The sequence below is a fragment of the Mycobacterium sp. DBP42 genome (assembly GCF_005924235.1).
GTDB classification, from domain to species: Bacteria; Actinomycetota; Actinomycetes; order Mycobacteriales; family Mycobacteriaceae; genus Mycobacterium; species Mycobacterium syngnathidarum.
Genome location: NZ_VCMY01000038.1, coordinates 45,954 through 56,900, shown reverse-complemented (window position 1 = coordinate 56,900; position 10,947 = coordinate 45,954). Strand labels below are relative to the sequence as shown.

Here is a 10,947-nt window from a genome sequence, read left to right as displayed (position 1 = left end):
CTTCCTCAGCTGCCGGGGCCTCCTCGACGGCCGGTGCCGGTGCCGCCGCGGCGGCCTTGGCCTCTGCCTCGGCGCGTGCCTCGGCCCGCTTCTCGGATTCCTTTGCCGCCGTGCCCTTCTCGGGCAGCGTGACGGCGCTCTTGTCCAGTGAGTTCAGCAGCAGCTGAGCCACGTCGAGCACTTCGGCCTTCTCGACGTCGCGGGCAGCGGCCACGTCGTCGACACCGTCGGTGATCATCACGCGGCAGAACGGGCAGCCGGTCGCGATGGTCGAGGCGGTGTCCATCGCCTCTTCGGTGCGCTCGACGTTGACGCGCTTGCCGATGTGCTCTTCCATCCACATCCGCGCACCACCGGCACCACAGCACAGGCCGCGGTCGGCGTGGCGGGGCATTTCCTTGAGCGTCACGCCGGAGGCCTCGACCAGCTCACGCGGAGCCTCGTACACCTTGTTGTGGCGACCCAGGAAGCACGGGTCGTGGTAGGTGACCTCGGGCCCGCCGGTGGACTTGACCGGCACCAGCTTCTTGTCCCGGACCAGGCGGTTCAGCAGCTGCGTGTGGTGCACGACGGTGTAGTTGGCACCCAGCTGCGGGTACTCGCGGCCGATCGTGTTGAAGCAGTGCGGGCAGGTGACGATGATCTTGCGATCGACTGTCTCGACACCCTCGAACAGCTCATTGATGGTCTCGACGTTCTGCGCGGCCAGCTGCTGGAACAGGAACTCGTTGCCGGACCGGCGAGCCGAGTCGCCGGTACAGGTCTCACCGGTACCCAGCACCAGGAACTTCACCCCGGATGCCGCCAGCAGTTCGGCGACGGCCTTGGTGGTCTTCTTGGCCCGGTCCTCGTAGGCGCCGGCACAACCGACCCAGAACAGGTACTCGAAGCCGTCGAAGCTCTCCACGTCCTCGCCGTAGACCGGCACGTCGAAGTCGACCTCGTCGATCCAGTTGGTGCGGTCCTTGGCGTTCTGGCCCCAGGGGTTGCCCTTGGTTTCCAGGTTCTTGAACAGCACGCCGAGCTCACCGGGGAACTCCGACTCGACCATGACCTGGTAGCGGCGCATGTCGACGATGTGGTCGATGTGCTCGATGTCGACGGGGCACTGCTCGACGCAGGCACCACAGTTGGTGCAGGACCACAGCACGTCGGGGTCGATGACGCCACCCTGCTCGGCGGTGCCGACCAGCGGACGCAGCGCCTGCTCGGGGCCGGAGCCTTCGATACGCGCGTAGCCGTCCTCGGGCACGCCGTGGCCGTGCAGGCTGTCGCCCAGCTTGGCGAAGTCCACCGAGCCCTCTTCGGGCATGGGCTTGCCCTCGATGATGTACGGAGCCTTGGCGAACAGGTGATCGCGAAGGTTCATGATCACGAGCTTGGGAGACAGCGGCTTACCCGTGTTCCAGGCCGGGCACTGCGACTGGCAGCGACCACACTCGGTGCAGGTCGCCATGTCGAGGTTGGCCTTCCAGGTGAAGTCCTCGATGCTGCCCTTGCCGAACACCGCGTCCTCGGCAGGATCCTCGAAGTCGATCTTGTCGCCCTTGTATTCCATGGGCAGCAGCGGACCGAGGCCGTCGGGCAGACGCTTGAAGGTGACGTTGATCGGGGCCAGGCCGATGTGCAGGTGCTTGGAGTGCAGCACGATCAGCAGGAAGGCCAGCATGACGCCCAGGTGGGCCAGCAGCGCGATGGTCTCCAGCCACACGTTGGCGGTGTGGCCCAGCGGGGCCAGCAGCGCGGCCATCGCATCGGAGAAGAAGGCGCCCGACTGGTAGGGGAAATCCTCGTCGAGCACGTTGACGGCCGCACCGCGGAACACCGCGTAGGTGGCGATGACCAGGAAGATCATGATCAGGATCGTCCAGGCGCCGCCGTTGTGCGAGCCGTAGAAGCGGGAATCGCGGCCCAGTTGCTCGGGGTTCTTCCGGATGCGGATGATCGCGAAGACGATGATGCCGGCCAGCACGGCGACGGCGAAGAAGTCCTGCAGGAAGCCCAGCACGGCCCAGCGGCCGACCAGCGGGATGTGGAACTCGGGGTCGAACAGCACGCCGTAGGCCTCGAGGTACACCGTCGCCAGGACGAAGAAGCCCCACATGGTGAAGAAGTGCGCGAGGCCGGGGATCGACCATTTCAGCAGCTTCGACTGCGCGAAGACTTCCTTGTTCTGGTTCAGGAAGCGGGTGACGAGATGGTCCTTGCGGCCGCGCTCGTCACCGACCTTCTGTCCCGAGCTGATCAACTTGGTCAGCCACAACACACGCTTGCCGGCGAACGCCAGCACGACGAGCGTTGCGAGCACACCGAGAATCAGCCGCGACACAGCCAGTGTGTGTTCGAGACTCTCCACAGAAACGCCTCCATTCGCGAGTTACTCGCGGGTAACTTGGGCATAGTTACCCGTCGGTAACTTAGCTTCCTTCAGCTCATAGTGACATTTAGGTGTTTCGTACCGCTACCGAGGCTTACCTAACTTCGAGCGCACTGTGGTATAGCTCTCAGCCCTGCGGGGCCAGCATCGCCCGCAGCATCGACAGCATTTCGGTGCGTGACTCGGCACCTAGACGCCGCCGGATGCGGGCCACATGGTGCTCGACGGTCTTCGCCGAGATGAACAATTGACCGCCGATGTCGCGGTAGGGCATCCCGAGCAGCAGCAGTTCGGCCACTTCCCGCTCGCGGTCGGACAACTTGGTCGACGACGCGGCGGAGGCGGCCTGGGGTGCGGTGGGCGGCGCGGCCGACGCCGCCGGGGTGCCGTCCGCCTCTTCGACCGCAGTGGTCTGCTTGAGATCGCGGGCCAGCTGCAGCATGGCCTGCGAAACCCGCGCGTCCGGAGTCTGCAGCGCGGCCTGGCTGGCCAGCCGGGTGCCATCCCAGGTCAGGCCGAACTGCGAGAGGGCCCGGGCCGCGGCGGTCACCTCATCGATGTCGACATGGTTGGCCAACACCCGCAGCCAGGTGCGCCCCCCGTTGGCCAGCGCCCGGGCGAAGGCGCTCTGCCCGGCCGCAGCCGTCAGCGCCTGCCCGTGCGGGGCGACGGCGCCAGGCGAGTTGGCCAGGATCCCGGCGTGCACGCCGGCCCAGTGCAGGGGTACCGACCACAACACCGGAGTCCCGAGCGCTGCGAGCAGCTCCCACGACTCGGCCAGCGCGTGCTCCAGGCGGTCTACCTGCCGCATACGAGCCCCGGCCACCCACAACTCACCGAGCGGCAACAGGGAGAACAGGTCGATCGAATACTCGGCGAGCACCTCCACCGCGGCATACCAATATTTCTGCACCGCGCCGCTGTCACCGCTGCGCCGGGCGATCGCCGTACGTAAGGCGGCAGCCCACAACGCGTCGCGCCGGTGCAGATCCTCACCCGCTTCGGCGGCGGCGACGTCGGCCCCGGCGGCGGTGAGCTGGCCGTCCTGCATCTTCACCCAGCCCAGCAGCAGACGATGCCGGGCCGCGCTGAACGCCTCATCTGGGCCGCCGGCCCGCACCGCCCGGCTGATCACGCTGCGTGCCCGCACCGAGTCGCCGCCGTGCAGCGCGGCCAGGGTGACCAACGCCGCCGGCGTGTCGGGGCCGACGCCGCCGGCCTGATACTCGGACGTGACCGCCTGTCCCAGCCGCGCCACGGTCACGGCGAACGGCTGATCCAGCGACAGCACCAAACCTTCGGCCAGGCTGCGGGCCGCGCGCGCGGTCGAGGTGGGCGGCCCGGCTGCCTCGGTGCTCGACGACGCCCGGGCCGCGTCCGCGTCACCGGCCGCGAGGAACGCTGTCGTGCTCGCTGAACTGACCAAGATGTCCGGGTACGGGCCGAGCCACCGGAACAGATCGGCGGCCTGGGCCGCGCTGCCGTCGTGCATGGCGACGCTGGCTGCGATCCGTACCGCGGTGGCCCGTTCATCGGAGTCTTCGGAGCCGAGCAACTCATCGGCCATCCGTGCCGCGGTGGTGCAATCGCCGGCCAGTGCCAGCGCGTCGGCCAGCCGGGTGCTGACCGCCGCCGCGCCCGCGGTGACCGCGGCGCGGTAGAGGCGTGCCGCGCGCGCAGGCCGGGCGCGATTGTGAGCAGCGTGCTCGGCCAGCGCCTCGGCCAGCCGATCGTCACGCAGGCCGTGTTCGGCCAGCCGCACCGCGAGGTCGGCAGACAACGTGGACAGTTCGAGTTGTGAAGCGAGAAGGGACATCTCGATCTCGTGGTGACGAGCGGCGCCGGCGATCTGGGCGAGTGACTCGTGAACCATGCGCACGAACCGGCGATCGTGCGACGGCTCCACCAATCCGGCGGCCCGGGCCCGATCCACCAGCGCCGACGCCTCGGCGCTGCTCAACCGCAGCGCGGCCGCCACGTCGTCAGGGCCGAGGTCGTGACTCAACGACAGGATCAACAGGGCATCGCGGGCGTCCTCGTCAACGCGGCGCAACCGCTGCAGCAGGGCGAATCGGGCCGCGTCGGCCGGCGCCTCGGCCGCGGCTGCCGCCGCCAACAGAAACGGCAACCCCGCGGTCACGCCCAGGACCGACTTGACTGTCTCCTGGGTGGCCGGGGTGCCCACCGCTGAGCTCAGAACCCGGCCCACCTCGACGGGGGGCAGCGGGCCCAGCCGTACCGGGGGGTTTTCCCGTTCCAATGCGGTGGCCAACGCGAGCAGTGCCGGGCGGTGTGCCAACGGCTCGCTCGCCACCACGACAGTCGCTCCCGGATCGGCGACTTTCTCTGCAAGACAGTCGATTTCACCGTCATCGAGCAGATGCGCATCGTCGATGACGAACGCCGCTTCGGGTGCGTCGTCCGGTCGGGGAGCCCGGGTCAACACAACCCGGTCGGCCGCGCGCAGTACCCCGCGAAGCTGGGCGAGCACGGTGCTCTTTCCAGTTCCGATGCCACCGGACACCAGCAGCTTGACCGGTGCGGTCGGGCCGGCCAGTACGGCCTCGATCGCCGGCCGGGCAGCCAATGCGAGCTCCGGAACGGGCTCCGGTGCGGTCATCGGTGTCCGCCTAGGCGCCGCCGTCGCCCTCCGCCGCAGTCGTTGTGACCGGCTGCTGGGTGGTGGTCGGCGGCTGTGTCGTTGTCGGTGGCTGGGTTGTCGTCGTCGGCGGTTGCGTCGTGGTGGTCGTGGTGCGGGTGGTCGTGGTCGTCGGCGCCGTGGTGGTCGTCGTGGTCGTTGTGGTGGTTGGGCTGCTCGTCGTGGTGGTTTCCGAGGATGTCGTCGTCTCCGGCGGCGGCGGGGGCGGCGCCACGACGGTGGTCGTCTTGACCCCGTCGGGACCCTCGGTGACGGTCGTGATCGGCTCAGGCGGTGGCCCTTCCGGAGACGGGCCCATCGAATAGGTGGTGCTGGTCTCGGTGACCGGAGTCGAATCCCCTTCGGAGCTGGTCAATGTCACCGCGAGGCCGCCGGCAGCCAGCAGGGCGGCCGCTGCCGCAGCCCCGAACAGGATCGGTGGGCGTTTGTACCAGGCGAGTGGAGCCGGGCCGGAGTCGAACATCTCTTCGTCGTGGCTGAACTCGACGGGTGGTCGTGCCGCCGTGTTGCCCGCAGGCGTCTCGTACTCGCTGCCCGCATACGGCACCGGCTCGTTGCCGGGTGCGTCGTCTTGGGACCAGGCCAGCGCCCCGAAGTTTCCCGAGTCGGCGTTGGCAGAGGGGCCCAGTCCCGTCGGGGCCATGCCGGTCGGAGCGTCGGCGGCGGCGACCTCGGGAGCCAAACCCGTTGGTGCGTCGGCGGCCGCCACGATGGGTGCCATCCCGGTGGGCGCGCCCGCGTCGATGACCCGTTCGGCCACCAGCGTGGCCCCCGCCGCCACACTGAACTGCGGGCGGGCGGTGGTGGCGACCGCAGAGCGTAACCGTTCCGACAGCCGTTGGGTGACAAGCGGAATCGCCGCACCCCCGCCGACGGTGGCTACCGCGTTCACGCTCGACAGCGCGATGTTGTTGCGCTGCAACGTGTCTTCGATGGTGTCCAGCAGGCCGGCCAGCGGTGCGGACATGAGTTGTTCGAGTTCGGAGCGGGTCACCCGGACATCGGAGTTGAACCCCGGCAGCTCGGTGTGAACCACCGTGGCGGTATCGGCCGACAACCGCTCTTTGGCCTGGCGGCATTCGGACCGCAACTGGGCAAGCGAGCCCACCGCGGCGGTGCCTGCCGGATCGGCATCGCCGGCCGCGGCGACTCCGCTGAGCACATGGTTGAGCAGCGCCTGGTCGATCAGGTCGCCGGAGAAGTCTGGATAGCGCACCGTCGGGCCGATGGTGGCGAACGCCGCGCCCGCGTCGGCCAGCGTGACGCTGGTGCCGCTGCCGCCGAAATCGCACAACACCACGACACCCTCGGTGGGCAACCCCGGATCAGCCTGCAGGGCCGCCAGTGCGGTCAGCGAGTCCGGCACCAGGCCGGGCGCCGCACCGGAGGGGGCGAGCGCGGGATAACGCGGCAGCACATCGCGCAGGGCGCTGACGGTGTTCTGACCCCAGTGCGCCGGGACCGCGATCACCACCGGCGTCCCGCCACCGGCCAGGCGTGCCATCGCGGCCAGCGCCTCGCCCAGCACCAGCTCACCGCGGTGCTGGGACCCGTCGGCCGCGACCAGTGGAACCGGGTCACCGACCCGCTCCACGAAGCCGGCCAGCGGCAGCCCGTGGCCTGTGTAATCGCCCACGTCCGGGGCACGGTCGTTGTGCAGGGTGAGGATCGATCGGCGGATCACCGGTTGGCGACCCTCGCGGGCTGCCACCAGGTTGGTCATCCCGATCGACAATCCCAGTGAGTCGGTCATCAGGCGTCACTCCTGTTGTCTCGGCCGAACCTCACCCTAGCCGCTGGGGCGTGCCGAGCCGGTGATTGATCCCCTAGTGGCGTCAATCCCCTAATGGCCAGCCCCCTAATACGTGGACGGAAGGGGTGGGTTCGGCACCGATCCCAGCGCCCGTGCAGCTGGCTAGCATTCAAATCGAACTGTTGAGGAGGTGGAGCATGGCGAACACATTGCTGGACTTTGTGATGGCGCTGGTACGCGACCCCGATGCCGCGGCCCGCTATGCCGCCGACCCGGCGCAGGCGATCGCCGATGCCCATCTGACCGATGTGACCAGCACTGATGTCAACAACCTGATTCCTGTCGTGTCGGAGTCGCTCTCGGCGACCGGCGCCGGTGGCGGGTTCGGCGATCTCGGTGCCGCCGACGCGGGCGGCAACGTGTGGGCCAGCGGTGCGGCGACCGCGGCATTCGACGCCTTCGGTGATCATGTGCCCCTCGATTCCCCCAACGACGCCTGGGATGCCACGGCCGGCCACGTCATCGACCAGCCGGGCTCGCTGGACGATCTCGCCACCTCGGTGTCGTCAGGGTCGGCCATCGATGACGGCGGCCTGGCGAATCACCCGCTCGATGATCTGTCGCTGCAGCTCAACGAGCCCGCTATCGAGGATGCGCCCATCGTCGATCCGGCGTCGGCGCCTGATTGGGCCCAGCCGGTCATCGATGACCAACACCCCACCGACGGTGGCGCGGGATTCGACATCTTCGACTGACTTCTCGCCACGTCACGAAACGCACGACCCTTGTGGTCGTGCGTTTTTTGCGTTCACCTGCGAAAACGTCAATAGTCCTTGGGCCGAACCCGCCACCCCTACCGATCCCCTAATCCCCTATTGGGGCCGCCCCCTGTACCCCGAGTAGGGGCGATACGGGGAGGGGAATCGACCCCGTTTCCGGGGCCGCCGCCGATCCATAGATTGGTCTCCAGATCGCCGGAGAGCCCGGCGGGGGACTTCGGAAAAAGAATTTCCCGACAACAACCGAAAGGGTTGGAGCAATGGCAATCTCTCTGATCGACTTCATCCTCGACCTGTTCCGCAGCCCGGCTTCCGCCGCCTCGTTCATCGCCGATCCGGACGGCAGCTTGCGTGACGCAGGCCTGCCGAACGTGACCGCGGCCCAGCTGCACGCCGTCGCCGCCACCGCGGCCCCGGCCGGTGTCCTGCTCGGCGGCGGCAACCCGGTCGTCGGCCTGCAGCGCGCAGTCGCCGACCACCACAGCATCCCGGCTTCGTTCGGCAACCAGGTCGCCTCGCCCTTCTCGCCGCAGACCCAGGTGGCCAGCAACAACACCACCGATTGGGCCAGCCACAACGACACCGATTTCGCCAGCAACAACCACACGCCGATCATGAGCCCCAACCAGGACGCCGGCGCCAACGCCCAGCAGGGTGCGTTCAACCTGGGCTTCGGTGACATCACCCTCGGCGACAAGAGCACCAACACCGCCACCAACGGCGGCGTGGTGGTCGACGGCGACAACGACGGCGACATCGTCAGCGGTGACGGCGCGGTGCTCGGTGACGGCAACACCATGAACAACGGCGACATCTGGGCCGGTGCCGGTTCCAACGTTGCCGTCGGCAAGGACAACGACATCGAGGACAACTCGCAGACCGCCGGTGGCGACCTGATCTCCGACAACGAGGGCCCGGTCATCAGCGACGTCGACATGAGCGGTGGCCACGGTGGTGGTGCGTCCGGTGGTGACAGCCTGATCGGTATCGGAAGCGGTGGTGCGTCCGGTGGCGACGGTGGCAACGCCGGCTCGATCATCCTGACCGACGCCTCGACCACTGCCGTGGGCGGCAACCAGACCTCGGTCGACGGCGACTACGGCAGCGACAACACCCAGGACAACTCCGTCAGCACCTCGGTGGAGACCGAGACGCACTCCAGCGTCGAGGACAACTCGTCGTCCTACGAGTCGAACATCGCCTCGGGTAACGAGACCGCCCTCGGTTCGGGTAACGAGACCAACACCGCGCTCGCGTCGGGCAACAGCTACGACACCAGCTCGGCGTTCGGCTCGGGCAACAGCTATGACGGCAGCTCGGCATTCGGCTCCGGCAACAGCTTCGAGTCGCAGTCCGACACCGATGTCGCGTCGAGCAACTCGACCAACACCGGGTTCGACGCCTTCTGATCCGATCCCACAAGGGGCGGGGACCATCCGTTACGCGGGTGGTCCCCGTCCCATTGGCGCGCCTACGGTTGAGCTCGGCAGGAGGGAACTTTGATGACGCAACCCAGTACGGCGAACGGGCCGGCCAGACCGGTCAAGGTGATCGCCGAACTCATCGACCACACCAGCACGATCGCCGCCACTTATGACCGCGGCGACCTGGTGGAGCGGCTGCGCGTTGCCAAGGTGCGCATCAGCGACCCGCAGATCCGGGTGGTGATCGCCGGCCAGCTCAAGCAGGGTAAGAGCCAGCTGCTGAACTCGCTGCTCAACATTCCGGTGGCCCGCGTCGGCGATGACGAATCCACAGTGCTGGCCACCGTTGTCTCCCACGGCGAACAGCCGTCGGCCCGCCTGGTGGTGGCGCGGCCCGACGGCGCCGAACCTGAACTGATCGAGATCCCGCCCTCGGAGGTGACCAACGACCTGCGTCGGGCCCCGCAGGCAGGCGGCCGCGAGGTGCTGCGCATCGAGGTCACCGCCCCGAGCCCGCTACTCAAAGGCGGGTTGGCTTTCGTCGACACCCCCGGCGTCGGCGGCCTTGGGCAGCCGCACCTTTCGGCGACCCTGGGCCTGCTGCCCGACGCCGATGCGCTCCTGATGGTCAGTGACACCAGCCAGGAATTCACCGAACCGGAGATGACCTTCATTCGGCAGGCAATCGAAATCTGCCCGGTGGCAACGATTGTCGCGACCAAGACCGACCTGTACCCACATTGGCGCGAGATCGTCGGCGCCAATACCGCGCACCTGCAACGGGCGGGCATATCGACGCCGATCACCCCCGTTTCTTCCGTGCTGCGCAGCCACGCGATCCAGCTCAACGACAAAGAACTCAACGAGGAATCGAACTTCCCGGCCATCGTGAAGTTCCTGTCCGATCGGGTGCTGACCCGTGAGAGCGACCGGATCCGTGATCAGGTGGTCGCCGAAATCCATTCGGCGGCAGAACATCTTCTGCTGGCCGTGGAGTCCGAGCTGTCCGCCTTCACCGATCCGAACGAGCGAGAGAGACTCACCGCCGAGCTGGAACGGCGCAAGCAAGAAGCCCAAGACGCCCTGCAGCAGACCGCGCTGTGGCAGCAGGTGCTCAACGACGGCATCACCGACCTGACCGCCGATGTCGAACACGATCTGCGCAACCGGTTCCGCAACATCACCCAGCACGCCGAGAAGGTGATCGACACCGGCGATCCGACCCTGAACTGGGCCGAGATCGGCTCGGAGCTGGAGGAAGCCGTGGCCACCGCCGTCGGCGACAACTTCGTCTGGGCCTACCAGCGCGCTGAGGCGCTGGCCGCCGAGGTGGCCCGCACCTTCACCGAGGCGGGGCTGGAAGCCGTGCAGCTGCCGCAGATCGATGCCCGCGACATGGGCGCCGGGTTCGGAGAGATGAAATCGCTGGCCAAGCTGGAGGCCAAACCGATCAAGGCCGGGCACAAGGTCATCACGGGCATGCGCGGTTCCTACGGCGGCGTGCTGATGTTCGGCATGCTCACATCCTTCGCCGGACTCGGCATGTTCAACCCGCTGTCACTGGGTGCCGGCCTGGTGCTGGGCCGCAAGGCATACAAGGAGGACATGGAGAACCGCATGCTCCGGGTGCGCAGCGAGGCCAAGACCAACATGCGCAAGTTCATCGACGACGTCGCATTCGTGGTCGGCAAGGAATCCCGGGACCGGCTCAAAGGGATCCAACGGCAACTGCGCGACCACTACCGGGGGATCGCCAACCAGACCACCCGCTCGCTCAACGAGTCGCTGCAGGCCACGCTCGCCGCGGCCAAGACCGAAGCGAATGAACGCAACAACCGCGTCCGGGAACTGGAACGTCAGAAGAACATCCTGACCCAGGTGGTCGACCACGCGAAGAACCTGGCCAACCAAGCCCCACTAGGCTCCAACAGTTAGCTTCGATTTCGTTTTCTGGT

General features: G+C 67.7%; 6 protein-coding genes. 3 read left to right on the top strand and 3 right to left on the bottom strand.

The features are described from left to right. The 3 genes from E0T84_RS25245 to E0T84_RS25235 form a co-directional block, all read right to left on the bottom strand. On the bottom strand, positions 1-2,356 hold a 2,356-nt coding region (locus tag E0T84_RS25245), incomplete at its 3' end, for a heterodisulfide reductase-related iron-sulfur binding cluster (protein ID WP_138745837.1). Positions 2,357-2,504: 148 nt separating this feature from the next. Beyond that, on the bottom strand, positions 2,505-4,997 hold the full coding sequence (gene iniR / locus E0T84_RS25240) for an isoniazid response ATPase/transcriptional regulator IniR (protein WP_070184948.1): 2,493 nt from the start codon (positions 4,995-4,997) through the stop codon (positions 2,505-2,507). A gap of 10 nt (positions 4,998-5,007) precedes the next feature. Beyond that, positions 5,008-6,789, bottom strand: coding sequence for an Hsp70 family protein (locus tag E0T84_RS25235; RefSeq protein ID WP_070184949.1), 1,782 nt, complete (start codon positions 6,787-6,789; stop codon positions 5,008-5,010). A gap of 197 nt (positions 6,790-6,986) precedes the next feature. Between E0T84_RS25235 and E0T84_RS25230 the strand changes: the two genes are divergently transcribed. The 3 genes from E0T84_RS25230 (at position 6,987) to iniA (ending at position 10,927) form a co-directional block, all read left to right on the top strand. Then, positions 6,987-7,544, top strand: coding sequence for an IniB N-terminal domain-containing protein (locus E0T84_RS25230; protein ID WP_070184950.1), 558 nt, complete (start codon positions 6,987-6,989; stop codon positions 7,542-7,544). A gap of 284 nt (positions 7,545-7,828) precedes the next feature. Beyond that, positions 7,829-8,977 carry an IniB N-terminal domain-containing protein gene (locus E0T84_RS25225; protein ID WP_070184552.1) on the top strand — a complete coding sequence of 383 codons (1,149 nt, stop codon included), beginning with the start codon at positions 7,829-7,831 and terminating at the stop codon, positions 8,975-8,977. 93 nt (positions 8,978-9,070) lie between these two features. Next, positions 9,071-10,927, top strand: a complete 1,857-nt coding sequence (gene iniA, locus E0T84_RS25220) for an isoniazid-induced dynamin-like GTPase IniA (RefSeq protein WP_171055161.1) — start codon at positions 9,071-9,073, stop codon at positions 10,925-10,927. Positions 10,928-10,947: the final 20 nt, after the last annotated feature.

Bases quoted from the DNA above. Each gene is read 5' to 3' on its own strand.
- E0T84_RS25235 (WP_070184949.1), bottom strand. From the start codon at position 6,789: ATGACCGACTCACTGGGATTGTCGATCGGGATGACCAACCTGGTGGCA.
- iniR (WP_070184948.1), bottom strand. From the start codon at position 4,997: ATGACCGCACCGGAGCCCGTTCCGGAGCTCGCATTGGCTGCCCGGCCG.
- E0T84_RS25230 (WP_070184950.1), top strand. From the start codon at position 6,987: ATGGCGAACACATTGCTGGACTTTGTGATGGCGCTGGTACGCGACCCC.
- E0T84_RS25225 (WP_070184552.1), top strand. From the start codon at position 7,829: ATGGCAATCTCTCTGATCGACTTCATCCTCGACCTGTTCCGCAGCCCG.
- iniA (WP_171055161.1), top strand. From the start codon at position 9,071: ATGACGCAACCCAGTACGGCGAACGGGCCGGCCAGACCGGTCAAGGTG.